The following is a 20,481-nucleotide window of genomic DNA, read 5'->3' as shown; positions in this document are numbered from 1 at the left end:
TTAATTAATTACAAAAAAAGAAATACGAAAACCTGTAAATAATAGTTTTTTTTGCTTTTATTCATCTAATTGTAATGTCTTCATCACCAGTCTCTGTACTGATGTTGGCATATTTTTTCCGCGAATCACTAGCATTTTATTTTCAACATCTTCATTAGCAATAAATAACCAACGTGATGTATCCCCTTCTGCAACAAAAACCAGCCAATCATCCCAAGCCATTCGTGATAATGTTACGGATTCCGTAAATAATCCTTTTAGGCTATAACCTTTCCTTAATTGACGTTTTGTATAAGGAAGAATGCCCGGCAAACGACTGGCAGGCGTTGTAAAAACCAACTCCAGCAAATCACGCGCTTGATAAAGATCAAAAATATAGTAGGCCACATAATAGTCAGTATATTTAATCACCGCCATACTATCACTTGCTGAGCGCATACCTTGTGGCCTTGCAGGTAACTGAAAAGCAAATTCTGCGGTACCAAAATTTACTGTTTTATCATTTAGCTGGGGGTCATCAACCACTGTCACATCATTCGACAATGGTTCTGATATAGGCAACTTATTTTCACTGGGCTTATTTTTACTTTGTTTGTTTTCTCTATGCTGTTGCACAGCTTGTGATGCAACCAATTCACAATACTGTACTTCACACACATCATGAAAATCTCTAGGCTCACCCGCCATCCAAAAACAACCTGATAATGTACTCGTCCCCATAACAAGAAATAAAGGGAGCATTACTCGAAACATAGTGATATCCCGGAAAAAACAACAACTGATTTATCTGGGCTATACAATAATGCGCCTGCTTCCCGCTCACAAGCGATTCAAACGCACATCGTGATCAAGATAGCGGTGTTTTACATTTACAATGGTGATACAACACCTGAAGGAAAAGTATGATGCATGATTTCATCATGAAGCCAACGTATAAAGGCTTGGTAACGAGGTCTTGCACCATGCTCACGGGGATAAATCAACGTATAGTCTAAACCAGCAGGAACATGTTGCTGTATAGGTGTTACTAATGCCCCAGAGGCTAAATAATCAGCAACGAGGTGTAGTCTTCCCATGGCAATCCCCATGTGCTGTAACGTTGCTTGCAGCGTCATATGATAATGGTTAAAAAAATATTCTGTGCAGCTTTTGCTTGATAGTATACCTACCCCCTGCTGCCACTGTTGCCATTCTGCCCGAGGATCTGCATGGTCCAGACACTCAGAACAATGCAGCAATAGACATTGGGATATTCTCTCCGGGTTATCATAAAGCTGGTGTCGTTCTGCATACTCAGGCGTACAAACAGGCACGAGCTGCTCACTAAGCAAAGTATCCACCACCACTCCACGATAATCACTTCGCCCATAGTATATTCCCAAATCCACAGGCTCATAGCGGAAATCTAAGGCACTTGCCTTAATTCTCAGCCTTAAACTCAGTGCCGGATATGCCTGTTGAAATCGAGCCAGTTTAGGCATGACCCATAACTGAGCAAATGTCGGTGAAATACCAATATAAAGCAGTCCGCGTAAGTCATTACGACGAATATCTTCTATCTCTTCTTCAATCCGCAGTAATGAGTCTGTCAGCGTTACCAGTAACTGTTCACCCTCTTTGGTAAGTTTCAGCTTTCTGGTTAAACGGATAAACAACTTGAACCCTAACTCTTCTTCAAGCCGTTTAATTCGGTGACTCACTGCAGCTTGTGTCATGTGTAATGCTTCACCGGCTTTGGTGAAACTCATAAACTGAGCCGCCATTTTAAATGTATGCAATAAATCTAATAATGCTGGATTATGCATACCCACCACCCCATCACTTCTAAATACTTCATTTCACACGATTCCAGTGGAATATTCATTCAATATATTTATGCTTTCTTGATCATAGATTAGTTCTATTTATCTATAAAGTTTGACTTTTCATTTGTCAACAACACGATTTCTAATTTCAATAGAAGACACATAGCAATGCTTGAGGATACTTGCAGTCTACCTTTGATGGGATGTTATAGATCAGCATCCGATAAGTTATAAGCAAAGGTTCAGTATCCTAAAGAGCAAAACGAGCCAAGCCTAATCCTTTTAGGAACGTAAATCGATGTGTGAATTAGAGAAAATGCTCGCAGGAGAGGTTTTTGATGGAAATGATCAAAGCATTGCAGTACTTCGTAATCAAGGCCAATTTTATCTAACACAGCTTAACCAAACACCCAATAGTGACACAGAACAACGGACTAAAATATGCCAACAGCTCTTTGCTGCTTTTGATGAAACAAGCTTAATTAGGTCACCTTTTGTCTGCGAGTTTGGCAGTAATATTATTATTGGTCAAAATACACTCATTAATTTTCAAGTAACCATTCTCGATGTCTCATCAGTCATAATTGGCAATAATGTGCTCATTGCACCTAATGTACAGCTGTATACTGCAAGTCACCCTCTCAATACCAAGCAACGACGCAAATGGGAAGTCTATGGCAAGCCCATTGTCATTGAAGATGATGTCTGGTTAGGTGGTGGTGTCATTGTGTGCCCAGACGTGAAAATTGGTCAAGGCTCAGTGATTGGTGCAGGCGCCGTAGTCACACAGTCAATTCCTGAAGGCGTTTTAGCTGCAGGCAACCCATGCCGCATTATTCGCTCGCTGACCGAGGAAGAGATGAATACTTCAGCACCAAATGACATGACTGCCATGACAGGCTAAGCCTAAAAGCCATATCTCTCGATAGTTAATTACAGCTCAAAGCTTCTCAAACTCCCTCCCTATAGCCAGTCGAGCGCCTCATAGCGAATATGACTGGTTTGTTATATTTTTATTTCAGGGTTGAAATTTAGATTTCAAAACAATAGTATAAAAAGAGAATCTTATGATTAACTAAACTATTTTAAGTGAACAAGACCTTAAATGATAAAAAAACAGAGAGGAAACCAGTCTCCCATTATTGTATAAATAAATTATTAGCAATATAGCACTCAATGCGACTATACAGTTTTAGCGCTTATTAATAAGCATGCTGTACTTTTTTGCATGTATTTAAAGCCTTCACTATCGTGTAACAGTGGGCCTTACGTTTCACATTTTGTCTTAAACTGCATACTATTACTTTTTTACTAAAAAGGATTCTCTATTAACTAAAGTACTCTTTAAAAGTATTTTTTAAACGTAAGGAAAAACTGTACTAGAAAAACCGTACTAAAGGATAAACTGTGCAAAATGGGCAATATATAAATAACATATAATGACTAAACCTATATATTTGCGGCAACAGCCTCAAACTATTTCTACATACTGACTTAGCTATCAGAATAGTGCTGATACAGCTATCACTGGAAAAGTATATTGATAGAGGTGACCTTTAATTACCTAAACTATTTTTAATAATGCCCGGTTTAAGATGCCAGGTTTAAGTATAATTTAAGGTTTATGTTTAAGGTTAAAGAACAGCAAGCTTAATTTAGAAAAAGCAGATAGTACTCATAGGGTAGAAATAACAAAAAGCTTTTCATTTTCCGTTACAAAATATACCCATAATGAATCATTTTTAGGTGTCAAAATAAATCAGATTTAAAACTTAGTGGGATAACTAGCAAGCCAGCCATAACATGTAAACATGGCGAAGAAAGGCTTTATTTTGTACCAGTAAATGAAGTCATTATAACGATTATTATATGCTCACAGCAAAGGTATTTTCGTGGAGATAGTCTTTATACTTTTTCTTTATATCTTTGCAGATCAGACCGCTAGGTCATTCCGACAATAGCGACCACGGCACTATTAAAAGCATTTGCTGAGCCGTCAAAGAATGATGGTCTCATTATAGAAACATGCATAATAGATAAATGCATACTGAGCAGCGTATCGTATATCATTTGTACAAACAGGCCACCATTATACGGCTTTTTTTATTATCACTTTGCTGTCATATATCAATAAATACAACAATGACAACTAACCGTAAAACATATTTGTGTAAATTTTAAAGGTTAAACATTTATGAGCTTGCCTTTATATCGTTCATTTATTAATGGCGAATATATATCCAATACGACAGGAGAAACCTTTCCTGTGGTAAACCCTGCAACAGGTGATGTCATTTATGAAGTTGAACAAGCGGATAATTCTCTGATTACTGCTGCAGTTCAGTCAGCAGAAGCAGGCTTTATCAAGTGGTCTTCCCTCTCTGGAATGGAACGCAGTCGAGTACTGATAAAAGCAGCTCAGCTTTTACGGCAACGCAATGATGAGCTGGCTAAAATAGAAGTTATTGATACAGGCAAACCCTGGCAAGAAGCCAGCACAGTTGATATTCAAACAGGTGCTGATAGCATCGAATACTATGCTGGACTTGCATCCTCTGCATTAACAGGTCAACAACAATCCATAGGAAACGATTTTTACTACACTCGTCGTGAACCTTTAGGCATCTGTGCAGGCATTGGAGCCTGGAACTATCCATTACAGATCGCCTGTTGGAAAGCAGGACCTGCATTGGCCTGTGGTAATAGCATGATTTTTAAACCTTCAGAAGAAACACCACTAGGCGCATTAAAACTTGCCGAAATATTTATCGAAGCAGGTTTGCCACCAGGTGTTTTTAATGTAGTACAAGGTGATTATCGTGTAGGACAGCAACTCACCCATCACCCCGCTATAGCGAAAATATCTTTTACTGGTGAGGTGAATACGGGCAAAACCGTCATGGCGGATGCCGCCTCATCATTAAAGTCAGTCACTATGGAACTTGGTGGAAAATCACCACTTATTATATTTCCTGATGCCGACTTAGATAATGCAGTAAGCGGCGCTATGGTTGGTAATTTTTATACACAAGGTGAAGTCTGTACTAATGGTACACGCGTCTTTGTCCATGAAAACATTGTTGATGCCTTTATTGAAAAATTACTCACTCGCATCAACAACAATATTGAAATAGGTGACCCTCTCAATCCCAAGACAAATATGGGCGCGCTTATTTCTGCAAATCATATGGATAAAGTACTAGGCTACATAGAACACGCTAAACAACAAGGTGCTAAATGTATTATAGGTGGCCAGCGCCTACACCCTACGGGTAATGAACAGGGCTTTTTTATCTCACCTACGGTCTTTACTGAATGCACAGATGACATGAGTATTGTGCAAGATGAAATTTTCGGACCCGTGATGAGTATTCTTACCTTTAAAGATGAAAAAGAAGTGGTTCAGCGAGCTAACCAAACACATTACGGACTTGCTGCAGGTGTCTTTACTCAAAATATTCAACGTGCACATCGTATTATTCAACAACTACAAGCAGGTATTTGCTGGATTAATCAATACGGAGCATCACCGGTCGAAATGCCTGTGGGTGGTTATAAACAATCCGGTATTGGCCGTGAAAATGGCACGGCTACCCTTGAACACTATACCCAGTTAAAAGCCGTTTATGTTGGTATGACGCCAATGGAATCACCTTTTTAGTTGAATGACACAAAACATACCGAAAATGACGGGTGTACAAGGTGTAAAGGATAAAAATTACTATGCATTTTGATCAAGACGTAGATTATATCATTGTAGGTACAGGTTCAGCGGGCTGTGTGCTCGCCAACCGATTATCTGAAGACGAAAACTGTCGTGTTCTAGTATTAGAAGCAGGCCGTAAAGATGATACCTGGAAAATCCACATGCCTGCAGCTCTCACCTATAACCTCAGTGATGATAAATACAACTGGTATTATCATACTGAACCGCAAGCCTTTATGAATAACCGCAAATTATACTGGCCTCGCGGTAAAGTTTGGGGAGGTGGTTCAGCTTTAAATGCCATGGTTTATATTCGTGGACATGCTTTTGACTACGATCGCTGGGAACAGGAAGGTGCCTCTGGCTGGTCTTACTTTGATGTTCTCCCTTATTTTCGTAAGGCAGAAAGCCGAGAAAAAGGTGGTGATGATTATCGTGGTAACGATGGACCACTCAATGTTCACACGGGTAATGAGCCAAACCCACTGTTTAATGCCTTTATTCAAGCAGGACAACAAGCCGGTTACCCTTTTACTGAAGATATGAATGGTTATCAGCAGGAAGGGGTTGGTCTTATGGACATGACCATAAAAGAAGGTAAGCGTTGGAGTACAGCTCAAGCTTATCTCCGTCCGGCACTGGAGCGCCCTAATTTATTAACCGAAACAGGTGCGATGACCACGCGGATTTTATTTTCAGGTAAAAAGGCGATTGGTGTAGAGTACCTACAAAAAGGTAAAACAATCAAAGTAAAAGCCAATTGCGAAGTGATTCTAAGTGCTGGGGCTATTAATTCACCACAACTACTGATGCTCTCTGGCATTGGCCCAGCAACTACACTCCATCAGTTGGGTATTGAGGTTGTTGAAGACCGCCAAGGTGTCGGTCAAAACTTACAAGACCACCTTGAACTTTATATACAACATGCCTGTAAACAGCCTGTTACCCTTTACAAATACACCTCACAACCAGGTAAAACCGTTGCTGGTGTAAAATGGTTTGCTAACCATGATTGGGGTCCCTGCCGGACAGCGCATTTAGAAGTCGGTGGCTTTATTCGTACCGAAGCGGGTGTACGCCACCCAGATTTACAGTTCCACTTTTTACCTTCACAGGTCATTGACCACGGTCGGCAAGATCCAGAGTGTCATGCGTTTCAAGTCCATGTAGGACCTATGCGGGCAACAAGTAAAGGCTATCTTACCTTAAAGTCAGCAGATCCCTTTGAGCACCCTGTCCTTCAGCCCAATTATCTCAGCACCGAACGTGACCGGTGGGAAATGCGTCAAGCGGTTAAATTAACCCGCGAAATTTTCCAGCAAACGGCTTTTGATGAGTTTCGTGGTGCAGAGCTTCGTCCTGGCCCTGAGACCCAAACCGACGAAGAAATAGATGCATTTGTACGGCAGTATGCGGATAGTGCTTATCACCCTTCCTGCACTTGTAAAATGGGTAACGAAAATGATCCGCTTGCTGTAGTTGATTCAGAAGCGCGGGTACACGGTATTGAAGGTCTACGAGTGGTCGATGCCTCAATTATGCCGAGTATTGTCAGTGGTAACCTTAATGCACCAACCATCATGCTCGCTGAAAAGTGTGCAGATCATATAAAAGGTGGTCCCCTGCTTCCAACAACACCTGTACCTGTTTGGGAGCATCCACACTATAAAACAAAACAACGTTAATTAAATCAGCATGACAATGCTGCCCCTCAAATTTCACGCTAACCGTTTCTTCCTAATTGGGGACAGATAAACAGTGTGATCTTAAAACAGGTTTGAGGGGAAATTATAAAAGAGGATCTTATGAATTTATTACGCTCACTACTTATCACTGGCTTGACGTGTTTTTCATCACTTAGCATAGCGGCTAATCAGTGCCAGACTATTCGTTTTGCTGATGTCGGCTGGACAGACATTACCGCCACCACTGCCATTACCTCCGTCATTTTGGAAGGGCTGGGTTATCAAACTGAAACCAAACTACTGTCGGTACCTGTTACTTATAAGTCACTTGCCAGTGGTGATATTGATGTTTTCTTAGGTAACTGGATGCCAACCATGGAAAATGATATCGCCCCTTACCGAAAAAAAGGCACCATAGACATTTTAGGCAAAAATCTAACGGGTGCAAAATATACATTAGCAGTCCCCCGCTATGTATATGAAGAAGGTGTTAAGTCATTTGCTGATATTGCTAAATATGCCAATAAATTCCAACAACGTATTTATGGTATTGAACCAGGAAACGATGGTAATCGCATAATTCAAGATATGATTGACCAAAATGCCTTTAAACTAAGCGAGTTTAAAGTGGTTGAATCCTCAGAAGCAGGTATGCTTTCACAAGTTAAACGCGCCGTAAAAAGAAAAAAATGGATTGTTTTTTTAGGCTGGGAGCCACATCCAATGAATACACAATTTGATTTAGTTTATTTACCTGGCGGTGATCAGTTCTTCGGACCAAATTTAGGCGGCGCTGAAGTCTACACGAATGTCAGAAAGAACTTCGCTCAAGAGTGTACTAACGCTGGACAGCTGCTCAATAACATACAGTTTACCCTGACAATGGAAAATGCGGTCATGGATAGCATTTTAAACCAGGGATTATCTCCCAAAGAAGCATCAAAGCAATGGCTTCGAAACAATCCAAAAGTGCTTACCCAGTGGCTTGAAAACATTAAAACAGTTGATGGAAAACCTGGCCACAATGCCGTTACCCAGTCGCTGAAGAAAAGTTAAAAAACCACGTTTTAATGGGAATTTCTATATCACTTTTAGTGAATTAAACGTATGAGCATTATTACTGACTATAAAATTCCACTAGGTCAATACATGGAAGATTTTATTGACCTATTGGTTGAACATGCAAGTTGGCTTTTTGATTACACGGCAATCACCCTTGAGTGGTTGATTGAGTCCTTAACCCAGTTATTACTTTGGTTTCCTCCCCTCATATTCATTAGTTTAATCGCTGGGCTGGCTTACCTCATTCACAGAAAAGTAGGTATTGTCATCTATGCGGTGCTTTCATTGTTACTTATTCTCAACCTCGGGTATTGGGAAGCCACCATGACCACACTGGCATTGGTGCTGTACGCAACCTTTTTCTGTGTACTCATTGGTACACCCGTGGGAATATATGCAGCACACCACCCCTGGTTATACCAATTATTACGCCCACTGCTTGATCTGATGCAAACTATTCCTACGTTTGTCTATTTAATTCCAACACTCACACTCTTTGGTTTAGGCGTGGTGCCAGGATTAATTTCCACAATTATTTTCGCAATAGCCGCACCAATCCGCCTTACTTATTTAGGGATTAGTGAAGTACCCAAAGAATTGATAGAAGCAGGAAAGTCATTCGGCTGCACCCCACGACAGTTACTGTATAAAGTTGAACTTCCTGCCGCAATGTCAAGTATTGCTGCAGGTATTACCCAATGCATTATGCTGTCACTTTCAATGGTGGTTATTGCCGCACTGGTCGGAGCAGATGGTTTAGGCAAGCCTGTCATTCGAGCACTGAACACGGTTGATATCGCCAAAGGCTTTGAAGCTGGCCTCGCCATCGTGCTTATTGCTATCCTGCTAGACCGTCTTTTCAAACAAGAATCGGTCACACAAACATCATGAAGGCATCACCTCAAATAAGGTAATAGCCATCATTGCGAATAGATAAATAGAACCTGAGTATATGATTACGTTAAAAAATATCGATGTCATTTTTGGTGATCGACCAGAGCAAGCATTTCCCCTAATTGATCAAGGGTATAACAGAGAACAAATCCAACAAACCACAGGCCTGATTACAGGCGTTCAACAAGCTAACCTGACAATTAAAAAAGGGGAAATATGTGTTCTAATGGGGCTATCAGGATCAGGTAAATCTACCCTGCTCCGCTGCCTTAATGGTCTCAATACCATTTCCCGTGGCGAAATTTTAATTGACTACCAGCAGCAATCCATAAACTTTAGTGAAGCCTCTGAAGCCCTTAAACGCGAAATTCGTATGCATCATATTGCAATGGTCTTCCAAAGCTTTGCGCTAATGCCATGGCTTACTGTCGCTGAAAATGTCGCCTTTGGTTTAGACTTACAAAAAATAAGTAAAAAAGAAAAAAATAAACGCATTTCACAACAATTGTCGTTAGTTGGTTTGACTGAGTGGAAAAATGCTTTTCCTCATGAATTATCGGGAGGTATGCGACAACGGGTTGGGTTAGCACGTGCCTTAGCGTCAGAATCACCCGTTCTATTAATGGATGAGCCTTTTTCGGCTCTGGACCCATTAATTCGTCATCAATTACAAGAGGAATTATTATCCCTTCAGGAAGAATTACAAAAAACCATTGTTTTTGTAAGTCATGACCTGGATGAAGCGTTAAAGCTAGGAACACAAATTGCCATTATGAAAGATGGCTGTATTGTACAGCATGGCTCACCAGAAGAAATTATACTTCATCCTGCAAATGATTATGTCCGTAGCTTTGTCTCAAATACGAATCCTTTAGGTGTATTAAAAGCTAATACACTAATGAAACAATATGAGGTATCTGAGAAAGAAGCTGTCCCCATCAATAATGGTTATTACAGCCAATTAATCGTGAATGGTGACAAGCTCCAACAGGCTTATATTACCCAAGAAGGAAAAAAGCTGGATTTACAACACTGGCAACCAGGCCACTCAATACAGCAACTGAAAAGCTTACCAACAACCATCCCTTTGGATACGCCAATGCAAGACATTATTGCCATAAAAAATGCAACCCGACAAAATATTTTTGTCGTAGGTGCAGATAAAATTATTGGCTACATCACGGAAAGCGAGCTTTATCACGGCTTTTTAGGTAAACATTTAGCTCCCGCCTAGAGAGCGCCTTTGCATTTACCTGACTGCTAACTGAAGTACACTAAGCACTTAAAAGGACTTATCAAAAGGTGTACTTCAGCTCAGTACTGATATCAGCATAAGCCATATACATCGAAAGACAGATAATTCTTCGCCGTAGATAACACTATTATTACAACTGAACCTTTTACAACATCTAAACTTATGACATCTGGATCGCAGAAAGTGCAGCTAGCGCGCCAGTAAAAAGGACAGGGGCAACCATCCAGTAGGTTATATCTCTGACAAACTGTACAGTTTTATTTAGCAGGTTAAAAATAACATTAGCATTTTGTTTTTTTGCTTTCGTTTTGTTCATAGTATCACTCCTTAGTCAATTATAACCCTTATCGTCTTTACCCTGACTATGGATGTTAGATATAGAGTTATAATATTTATGATTGAATACCTCTTATAAAGACCTCCTTACAAGTATAGGTATAACTTAGGATTTTAGCATATTTTTTTAATATTGATACTAGTAGATTTGCTTATTTGTTAAAAGTTCCCGAAAAAAGTTTACTCTGTGCACCTCTTACAAAAGAAAAAAATTATACCTAAAACGAAGTACTCCCAGCAGCCGTTTCACAACCCCATTCAAGCATTGCCAGTCTACTTTTTGCGATCGTCCAATCACGCTTAAATAATCACAAATGATATTTCGGTTTATGAACTGTAAAACAAAGGATGGGTAACGTACACTAAAAACCCAGTCCTAGTGGCTATATACCCAATACCAATGGTTTTTAGGTGCGGCCATTGAGTGACGAAGCCCCATGAACCTATATTAATAGGTGATTGGGGTGAGGAGAGAAGATAACAAAACCTAGAAATCATTCGTGAAGGGTATACTTCTCGGGTATTGACATTACCTATATCGCCAGCTAAAACCTTGGAGCAAGTACTTTGCTGTTACCGAGTCGAGTTTTATTAAGTGTTAACGAGTCATTACTGCATGCTTGAAATTATTTCAGAACACCCTGATTTTTACGTTATTTATAAACCTGTCAACATCAGTGTTCATCAAACTGCTGAGCAGCCGGGTATTATTCCTCTGGTGCAGCAACATGTTGGCTGTCAGGCACCGCTCTGGCTGGTTCATCGACTTGATCAAGTCACCTCTGGCCTATTAGTGTTAGCACGAAATCAGCCATCAGCCCAAATATTTGGTCGTCTGTTTAGTGATCGACAAATAACCAAATATTATTTAGCTATTACCACTGGCCGCCCCAAAAAGAAACAAGGAAAAATTATCGGAGATATGACAAAAACCCGTAATGGAAACTGGAAATTACTTCATACCAAACACAATCCTGCCATTACCGAATTTGTGAGTACGGGTTTTTTACCAGGAAAACGTTTATGCCTTATACATCCTCTCACGGGAAAAACGCATCAAATACGAGTTGCGCTAAAAAGCCTTGGTGCACCTATTTTAGGTGATCCTCGTTACTCTCCCAAAAACCATGAATCCGCTGATCGCTGTTATCTTCATGCTTACGCTTTACAATTTAACTGGCAAGAAAAACGCTTAAGTTATAGCTGCCCACCGAAAGAAGGTCACTGCTTTTTAGCACAAACTTGCCAAGACAAGTTAGCCTGCTATGACGCTCCCTGGAACCTTTTTTAGGACTATTTTGTTTTATCAAGTGATAAATACGACAGAGGAATTAATAGCCAATCTAAAGGTATATTTTCTTGTTCAATGGTTACCACATGCAGTAAACCATTATATTGAAAAATTAATTTAAACTGACTTGGCATAGCGTCTTTATGTTGAAGCCACTGCAATAAATTCGCAGAGCCTGGTATTTTTAATTGTTTGCTAGCAATCCACAGTGCGTCTTGATGGCTGCGTGTTACCTGAACAGGCGCTAATTGCTGCCACAACATAGAAAATGATTGATCCTTCTGTTGCCAATACCAACGGAGTGCTGATTGATTCGGCATTTGCTCTACGGTAAAAAATGAGGGGGAATCAGGCCACTGCTGTCGTGTTTGCTGATAGGAAGTAATACGCTGGTTTAAAGCATCCAGCTTAGCCTTTGCTAGGGTTAACATGTCCTCATCCATAGGTTTTTCTAAGGATGTTTTGTAATGCTCACTGCTCCTATCCGGTTTAACCTTTTTACCCTCAACATTCGTGTCGACTTGTTGTGGATTGGTCACTTCTTTTTCTTGTCCTTTGGCGACTATTTGCAAATCCAATTGACACACAGTCCACGCACTGATGATTGCTTCTGCGGGTAGTGATTGATCTGCATCTAAGGCCGCGTGACTAAAAAACTCGCAGGCTGTTGATAATAATCCACCAGGTAACTGAGGTAATGCTTTATCAATAATCTGCCACCATGGCATTTTACCCTGTTCTGGGTCCTGCCATGCTAATCGAGCCAGATAGTAAGCAGCGGCCCCTTGTCCTTGCTCCCACTGTTGATGCCAAAAATGCCATAACTTTTCAAAATATGGATCAGGATTGTTTTGTGTTGATTGCTGTTGACGCCAGCGACGATAAGCATGCTCAATCACAGGAAATAGTGAAGGTATCACTAAATCAGGGTCTGACTGCATCACAAGTATCATATTGTCCAATACTTGCTGAACATCAATCCGCAAAAACCGACCAGGTGAAAACAGATTATGCTGCCGAGCAAACAGTAAAGCCAAAGCACGCTGTGCATAGGGATTACTTTGTCCATTAGCGAGCTGTTGAATCCTATCCAGAGGTTCAAAAGGACCCGGTTCTAACACGATAGATAGCAACTGGGCCATGACTTGCGCATAAGGCTCTTGTTGTTGGGCTGCTTTGGTATACCAAAGCGATGCCTGTTGCAAAACATACTCGTTACTGGCACTTTGCTCCAGCCAATCCCCCAGCTGCCGCTGGGCTGCAACATCATTATCACTGGCTTGCCGTTGAGTGGTGGTTAACTCTGATAAATACTGCTGCCATAAACTCACCAGCTTTTTCATTGCTGGATCCTGATACTGCTGATAATGAGCAATAAGCAGTCGAACGGCTTCTGTATTACCTGCTGCTGCCAATTGCACAGCTTGTGCACGCGGTGCTGGTTGGTTGGGTATCTGTTGTTGATGCTGCCACTGTTGTAATGAGCTAAGTAACCCTTGCCATTTATCCTTGTTATCAGCAGGAGGCCAATTGCCAGTACTGGCTTTGACTAGCCAGTGGGCAGCAAGGTCAACATCCTGTTCTACGCCAAGCCCTAACTGATAAAACTGTGCCAATAAAAATGCTCTGTAGGGTGGTACAACCGCTTGTTTATCCTCAATCAACAAATCAGCGACAACCTCCTTAACCACATCTGGTTCTTGAGTCAACAGCGCCTGCAATTGTGCAACCCCCTGCTGTTGCACTCGATAATCCTGGCTGCGTAACCAGTACTGTAATGCAGGTATTTGCCACTGTTTATCCTGTTCTGCAGCTCTCGCTAACCAATACCTGGCCATGGACCGATCGCCTTTTTCCAGCAACCACTGTCCTAATGCCCATGCTGAGCGCGCATGTCCCTGCAGTGCTGCATGACGCCACCAAAATACGGGTGGCACTAACAGCTGCTGCGGAGATACAACCAGCAGCGAATCATCAACCGCAAGTAACTCAGCCAGCCAATAGGCTGATTCAAGGTTATTTTCAGCATCACTATGCAATGATGCCGCCCAGGGTTTCATTGCCTCATGGCTAGTCCTGGGTTCTAGGGCAAAGGCTTTTCGGTAGTAGCCAATTGCTTTTTGTGGCTGATATTCTAGAACAGCACCTTCGGCATAGGCCTTTGCAACCTGCAATAATGCGGAAACACTTAACGGTCCATCGACAGCCGCCAAACCTTTAACCGCTTCAGGCGATTTCATCAGCGCTAAATGATCAATAATCAAGGCTTTGAGCGTTTTAGATAATTCATGCTGTTGGAGTAAGCTGACTAGTGCTGGAACTACCACCTTTTGATCCAGCTTATGGAGTGTTGCCATAATAGAAGTCAGTAATGCTTCATCTGCACCGGGCAAGTAAGCAATTAACGCGTCTGCCGCAGCAGAAAAACCACGCATTCCTATTGCTTCAACTGCAGCGATACGTAACAGCGCACTGGTGGATGACTCCAGGGTTGAAAGCAATTGCTCAGCTAATGGCTTATCACTGGCTGTAACTGACAGCCAATCCAATAGCGCTTGGGCATCTCCTTGGCGAGCAGCCTTCTCTAACCAATCTGCAGCGAGTTGGGGCTGTCCCGTTGCTAAAAGGTATTGGCCCAGTGCCCGCTGCGCTTTTTGATGTCCCTGGCTGGCTGCCTGCTGTAAATAGTCACGGGCTAACTCAGCAGGAATCAAGACAACAGCTGTTTCATTACCCGTTTGCAGCCAACGCCATAGCGCATATTGTGCTGCCACCTCACCTTGTGCTGCAGCTTGTAAATATAAGTGAATAATGTCGCTCACAGAGCCTTGCAAGCTCTCATCCTGTTCATACCATTGGGCAAGTATCAATTGTGCTTTAGCTTCACCCAGGTTGGCAGCCTCTTGATACCAGCGTAAGGCTTCATGTGGCTGTGGTGCTAACAAAAATGCACCATGCTGGCTTTGTATACCCTGATAATAAAGATCCGCCAGCTTTAGCATCGCACCACTGTTCCCTTCTCGCGCTGCATACTGGAAATAGCGATAGGCTTCAAAGGCTTGATCCCGTTGCTGGTGTAACTGACCAAGATAATAATAACTTTGTGCAGATCCCAACTCTGCCGACTTTTCAAACCAATACTGTGCAGCCTGCAGATCATGCTCCCCTGCGATGCCATACCAGCAACGAAGCCCCCAAAGCAACCACAAACGTTGTTGAAAGTCTCTATCAGTTTCAGGTTTTAGGTCAGATGCCAGAACAGGTAAGTCTGCCAGCCATTGTTGAGCGGTTTTATCCTGTTGAGCTGCGGCTTTTGTCAGCCAGAAGGTTGCTTGGGCGATATTTCGTGGCTGCCCCCACCCTGCCAAAGCACTCATACCCAGCCACCGTTGCGCATCAAGCCAACCCGTCCGCCCCGCACGCAGCATTAATTGAAATATTGCTACTTCTTGATTTCGTCCACCTTGCCCCTGCCATAAGCCTTGTGCCAAAAGCCAGTAGGCCTCAGCGGCCTGGGGGTTTAGTTTAATTGCATGCTGTAACAATTTAGCAGTATCTGCCCAGGTACCGTCCACCTGTTTCGTAAGCTGGAGTTTAGCCAGTTGCAGTGCAGCTTGACTGCTACCTTGATCACTAGCGGTTTTTAACAGCTGAATACTGGATTCATTCCACTGTTGTTGTTGCTGATACTGGGCCATCACTGCCCAGTAAGCCCCCTCTGGATGTTGATGTTGCTGCCAAGCAGACTGTGCCCAGAATAGTGCTTTCTCTAATTGATCGGCCTTCAAAAAAAATTCTGCAAGCGCAAGCTGGCTATACACCCAACCTTGCTCTGCTGACTTTTCGTACCAGTGACGTGCATCCTGCTTGTTAATCGTAAAGTAGCCACCATAGTGATAACTTTGAGCGAGCTGAAACTGCGCAGCAGCATCACCCTTTAATGCTTTAGCGATAAAGTCTGGCGTTGGCCGTTTTGCAGGCACAGACCGTAATGGCACCTCCAGTGAAGTTGTTTGATCCTCAGCCAGATTAATCCACACTTTTAATGTACCGTGAGAAGCTTGCCAGGGGACGTGATAAGTCGCATATCCTTCGTTATCTGTCTGCCCTTCGTAGGTTTCTCCTACCACCTCAAGCTTAAAGGGACGCCGCCGCAATACCTGACCATTATCTCCCACCAGTTTAATCATTAAATAAGCATCCCCTGGCTGGCGCTGACTGGCTTCCTCCGCCAACACTTTTTGTTCTTCAGCAAGCAGAACTTTACTATTAAAAATTTCACGGCTTCGGTGTGCTCGCTGCCGACGATGAAATGTGAGAACCTGAGTAAGCTTCATATCAGGCAGTTCAAGTTTAAGCTGTAAAACCTGCTGACCTAGCTGACTAATAGACCACCGAAATTCCTGTCTTTGATTGCCCATAGCATCCCATTCAATAACATGAAGTAATTGCTGTCTGTTTTCAGGCTGAGCGCGATCAACTTTCAGTGTGTAAGTACAATAATGATGATCCGATAGCACCACATCACTGGGTGCACACAGCAATGGTTTATTCTTTTTAGCTAATGCAAAATATTGATTGGGTTCCAGCAACATAATAACAGCGTCCCCTTCGCTAAATGCGACCCACTCACCCGGAACCAATGCTTCAGCGTTATCATCCTGCTGCAGTAAATTATTTAACAGTTGATGTGTTATTTGTTGACGTAAAGGCATCGTTAAAGAAGTCCCTTCCATGCCAATAAACTGTAAATGACTCAACTGCTCTATTCCAGGTAAAGCGTTAATTGAAGTGGCAGCAATATTCAAATAACTCAGGCGTTGCAAATTATCCAAACCTATCAAGCTTTGTAGAGGGTTATCATTTAGCTCTAATACTTTTAAGGTTTGCCAACTTGCAGGAATGGTTAACTGGTTTAGACCAACACCCACTAACTGTAATCCTACAAGATGTTGCAGTCCTAATAACGGCTCAATACTAATAACAGGCTGACCATGCACAGCCAGCCAACGTACCTGACCTTTTTCATCCAGCAACACACACTGCTGGCAAAGTAAAGGTATCCAGGTAGCCAATTCTGTAACATCAGCATTTTTGGGAAAGGGAGGAAATTGTTCCAGGGACAACAGCTCAAAAGCAGGAAACAGGCCATTCACTTCAGCAAAGTGCACAACCCGCGTCGTTTCATCGATACGACCTGCCATCGCTAGTCCGGTCCAGCTCAATAGGCTAACTACAATGGCAATAACTGCGTTAACCTTGCGCAGCATGACGATCATCGTGTGACTACTCAAATTACTACTAATATTTGCTAATACACGCTAACAGCACTGCAATTTTTTACAGACTAATCAAAAATAAATTGCTGTACTGATAAATGACATCGATAGTTTTCAGTAGTATAGGCAAAGACAAGATAGGTATTCAGAAAAATTAAATGAATAATTATTCAATTAATTTTCTTAAGAGTAAGTGGAAAACAGTGTTTTATGCCCTTCGAACACGCCGTAAACTCTTCCCTGGAGACCCCTAATATCAGAATAGTTGTCGCGTCCTTTCGGCAAACAATTCAGCGGCTATTATCCAACCTTTGAAGTGCCCTTAAAATATAGTGAGCTATTACTGTTATTTAAGCGAGATGAGGGTATAGCCCAAAGAGGGTCTTCTGCTACGGGAGGAACAAATGAATTCAAGCATTGTATGAGTATAATCTCTGATCATCACAGACTGTTTTTATATGCGACAGCCCTCAAAGTACCATCTGAAAAAGTACCGTCTGAAAAGGCAAGCGCTCCGGTTGAATCTGGAGCAACGTAATCATTAACATGGCAAATAAACTACTTAAATAAAAACACCCAGGTAAAACCAAAAACCAACACACTGCACGCCAGCCTTGCTGCTTATAAAACGTCCGTACGCCTTGATAGGTTATCCAAATAGACCAGGCAGGTAACACGACCAATCCATATTCAACCATGTACACCGGATGCGCCCAGGCATCGATATACATAGAATAACGACAGCTCTCATAGATCGTGAGCAGCATAATGGGTAATGAAGTAATTAGTGAAGGCAAAATAAATAATTCTTTGGCAAATGTTTGCCCCATTGTTGAGTAAGATGGTTTTAAGTGAGTACCACAAAAAATTATTCCCCATCGAACCCAATAACACCCTAGATTCAATACAATAATACCAATCGGTAGCCCTACAGCCGCAACACACAACCAATACCAGAACCACTGTGTCATGATGGTTTGCCAGTAGCTAAATGGCCCTCCCAGTTGAATTTCAAGCATCTGTCGGTTAATGATATCAACCATAACCGTCATACCCAGCAACCAACTCGCCACAAATACCAGTTTAGGAAAACGACACATTGAGTAAACTTTTAAAAAGCGAGAAGGTAAAAACAAAGCTCCAAGTAACGCATACCAGGGGACTGAGTGCTGCTTTTCAGGACTAGTTGTTGGAGGCTCAAGTAGACTGGCTTCCGGAGGGTGATAAAACCGATTTATCATAAAACTCTAAACGGCAGTGGTGATTCAAATAGTGTTAACAGGCCCTAACATAGAACCATTAAAAATGTGCGCTAATCACACCAAAAATGTAGTACAACCTAATTAATTACGCCACGCTATTTCAAGGCTATCGATTACACAGATACACAACACTACACCAACACATTACGTGCAACGCTGCATTCATATGCTATACGCTATACTGTGAATCTATAGGGCACCTCTAACCTATGAAGGGTATAAAGAATAAGATCGTCAATGAGAGATTGATTACTTGTTAAAATATATTATCAACTCACCTTTATATGTCTTTTTTATTGAAGGCATCATCTTTTTTTTTCTTGTTTTTTCAGCCTTCGCTTCATCTTATTTAAGAGCAGCCCATATTACCCCAAGTATTGCCTTCATTTCCTTTCGCGCACCTGGTGATGCCTTTTGGGGACCTGTTGAAGATTTTATGCGGGCAGCTTGCAATGATCTAGGCATGACACTTAAGGTTTACTATGCACATGGTAAGCGCGAAAATATGATGAAATACTATCTACATGCTGCACAGGAGGATCACGTTGATATAGTGCTAATTGGCAACTTTCGCAAAACTGCCCACCATATTATTAAACTGTCCTCACAGGAAAAAACACCTGTTTTTTTATTTAATGGCGGATTATCTGAAGATGTAGCCTCAGAAATTGGACCTCCCAGAAAAAAATACCCTTTATGGCTGGGTGAACTGTTACCTGATGATGAACAGGCTGGCTATGTACTTGCCAAAACATTAATTGATGCTGCACGTAAACATAATACTGAACGTAAAGCAACACTGATTGGTATTTCAGGTATTAATGTATCAACAGCTTCTATAGCCCGTAATAAAGGCCTAAAACGCGCTTTACTTGAATATACAAATAGTGCGGTATTAAAACAAATAGTACATGCCAACTGGGAACCTAAACTAGCAGCCCGACATTTTCACACACTCTATAAGCGTTATCCTGAAGTCAATATCGCCTGGGCGGCCAGTGACCTGATGTCGATAGGTATTATCGATTCTCTCTCTTCAGTTGACCCAGTACTAATACCCAATAAAAACTTCTTTACTGGAGGTATTGATTGGGCTAAACAAGGACTCACTTATGTTCAACAAGGTAAAATGACTGCTACCATTGGTGGTCATTTTATGGATGGTGCGTGGTCCGTGATTCTCATACATGATTATTTTAATGGTATCGATTTTGCGGATGATAATGTATCAATGCGTTCCAAAATGAATATCATCACCGCTGCGAATATCGATGCATACTTACACCACTTTGCAGGTCAACAGTGGGATAAAATCGACTTCAAAAGTTTTTCAAAATATTATACTCCTACCCTAAAACAGTATTCATTTACATTAGATGAAGTCATGAAACAATTTAGTCATTAATAGCCTCTCTAAACTTCCCCAAACTATAAATAGTAGCTACTTCCTTGTGGTAACTATTCTGATATAAGGGCCTCCAGAGAAGGAATTACAGCGTGTTCGAAGGGTATATATAGACTTTGGCTACAGGTGCTTTAATGGAAAATTATATGCAATTGCCCTGCTTGGTTCAGAGGGATAGCGTAAATAATTAAAACAAACGTTTAAAACCTTTTCATTTTTTTAACAAAAAACTAATTACTCTCATCGAGCTTAAAGTCTTTTAAAAATCACTTTTTTCACTTAACTGTTAAACTTTCGTCATACTCCTTTGTTAGAAATAAATACATACCAAGCTCAGCCCTAATACAGAATGAGCTTTCTTAGGTATACACAAAATAAAAAACATACTTACAACAAAAAAAATACAAGAATAATAAAAAAACAAAAACAATAAAAAAAATCACTCTATAAAAACCTATATTTTAACTAAAAATATGGGTCATTAGCATGGGACATTAAACT

The 20,481-nt window shown here is 41.4% G+C and carries 13 protein-coding genes; 8 read left to right on the top strand and 5 right to left on the bottom strand.

Annotated elements, in window-relative coordinates; all coding sequences use genetic code 11:
- Positions 1-57: 57 nt before the first annotated feature.
- Positions 58-753, bottom strand: a complete 696-nt coding sequence (locus tag KHS79_RS09825; protein ID WP_212718603.1) for a hypothetical protein — start codon at positions 751-753, stop codon at positions 58-60.
- Positions 754-869: 116 nt separating this feature from the next.
- On the bottom strand, positions 870-1,805 hold the full coding sequence (locus KHS79_RS09820) for a LysR substrate-binding domain-containing protein (RefSeq protein WP_051310680.1): 936 nt from the start codon (positions 1,803-1,805) through the stop codon (positions 870-872).
- Between the two features lie 298 nt (positions 1,806-2,103).
- On the opposite strand from KHS79_RS09820, the gene KHS79_RS09815 reads away from it, so the two are divergent.
- From KHS79_RS09815 to choV, 6 genes are all read left to right on the top strand, one after another.
- Positions 2,104-2,709, top strand: coding sequence for a sugar O-acetyltransferase (locus tag KHS79_RS09815; protein ID WP_212718602.1), 606 nt, complete (start codon positions 2,104-2,106; stop codon positions 2,707-2,709).
- A 1,290-nt stretch (positions 2,710-3,999) separates the two neighbouring features.
- Positions 4,000-5,466: a betaine-aldehyde dehydrogenase gene (gene betB / locus KHS79_RS09810; RefSeq protein WP_027706578.1), complete on the top strand. Its 1,467-nt coding sequence runs from the start codon at positions 4,000-4,002 to the stop codon at positions 5,464-5,466.
- Between the two features lie 62 nt (positions 5,467-5,528).
- The gene (gene betA, locus KHS79_RS09805) at positions 5,529-7,196 is read left to right on the top strand and encodes a choline dehydrogenase (protein ID WP_212718601.1); all 1,668 of its coding nucleotides are present in this window, start codon (positions 5,529-5,531) and stop codon (positions 7,194-7,196) included.
- Between the two features lie 120 nt (positions 7,197-7,316).
- The gene (locus KHS79_RS09800; protein WP_094787118.1) at positions 7,317-8,252 is read left to right on the top strand and encodes a choline ABC transporter substrate-binding protein; all 936 of its coding nucleotides are present in this window, start codon (positions 7,317-7,319) and stop codon (positions 8,250-8,252) included.
- Positions 8,253-8,303: 51 nt separating this feature from the next.
- Positions 8,304-9,149: a choline ABC transporter permease subunit gene (gene choW, locus KHS79_RS09795; RefSeq protein ID WP_027706581.1), complete on the top strand. Its 846-nt coding sequence runs from the start codon at positions 8,304-8,306 to the stop codon at positions 9,147-9,149.
- A 61-nt stretch (positions 9,150-9,210) separates the two neighbouring features.
- A complete protein-coding gene (gene choV / locus KHS79_RS09790; protein ID WP_212718600.1) occupies positions 9,211-10,386 on the top strand; it encodes a choline ABC transporter ATP-binding protein in 1,176 nt (391 codons plus the stop codon).
- 181 nt (positions 10,387-10,567) lie between these two features.
- Here the strand turns inward: choV and KHS79_RS09785 are convergent, their stop codons facing one another.
- Positions 10,568-10,723, bottom strand: a complete 156-nt coding sequence (locus KHS79_RS09785) for a hypothetical protein (protein ID WP_165773374.1) — start codon at positions 10,721-10,723, stop codon at positions 10,568-10,570.
- 636 nt (positions 10,724-11,359) lie between these two features.
- On the opposite strand from KHS79_RS09785, the gene KHS79_RS09780 reads away from it, so the two are divergent.
- On the top strand, positions 11,360-12,034 hold the full coding sequence (locus KHS79_RS09780; protein WP_212718599.1) for a TIGR01621 family pseudouridine synthase: 675 nt from the start codon (positions 11,360-11,362) through the stop codon (positions 12,032-12,034).
- A 2-nt stretch (positions 12,035-12,036) separates the two neighbouring features.
- Here KHS79_RS09780 and KHS79_RS09775 read toward each other — a convergent pair whose 3' ends face one another.
- On the bottom strand, positions 12,037-17,313 hold the full coding sequence (locus tag KHS79_RS09775) for an SEL1-like repeat protein (RefSeq protein WP_212718598.1): 5,277 nt from the start codon (positions 17,311-17,313) through the stop codon (positions 12,037-12,039).
- A 470-nt stretch (positions 17,314-17,783) separates the two neighbouring features.
- Positions 17,784-18,554 carry a hypothetical protein gene (locus KHS79_RS09770; protein WP_212718596.1) on the bottom strand — a complete coding sequence of 257 codons (771 nt, stop codon included), beginning with the start codon at positions 18,552-18,554 and terminating at the stop codon, positions 17,784-17,786.
- Positions 18,555-18,828: 274 nt separating this feature from the next.
- Here KHS79_RS09770 and KHS79_RS09765 point away from each other — a divergent pair, with 274 nt between their 5' ends.
- A complete protein-coding gene (locus KHS79_RS09765; RefSeq protein ID WP_212718594.1) occupies positions 18,829-19,980 on the top strand; it encodes an ABC transporter substrate-binding protein in 1,152 nt (383 codons plus the stop codon).
- The last annotated feature ends 501 nt before the right edge of the window (positions 19,981-20,481 follow it).

The organism is Zooshikella ganghwensis (assembly GCF_018263875.1).
Classification (GTDB): domain Bacteria; phylum Pseudomonadota; class Gammaproteobacteria; order Pseudomonadales; family Zooshikellaceae; genus Zooshikella; species Zooshikella ganghwensis.
Note: the sequence above shows the minus strand (reverse complement) of the source record. Positions and strands in the feature narration are given on the sequence as shown.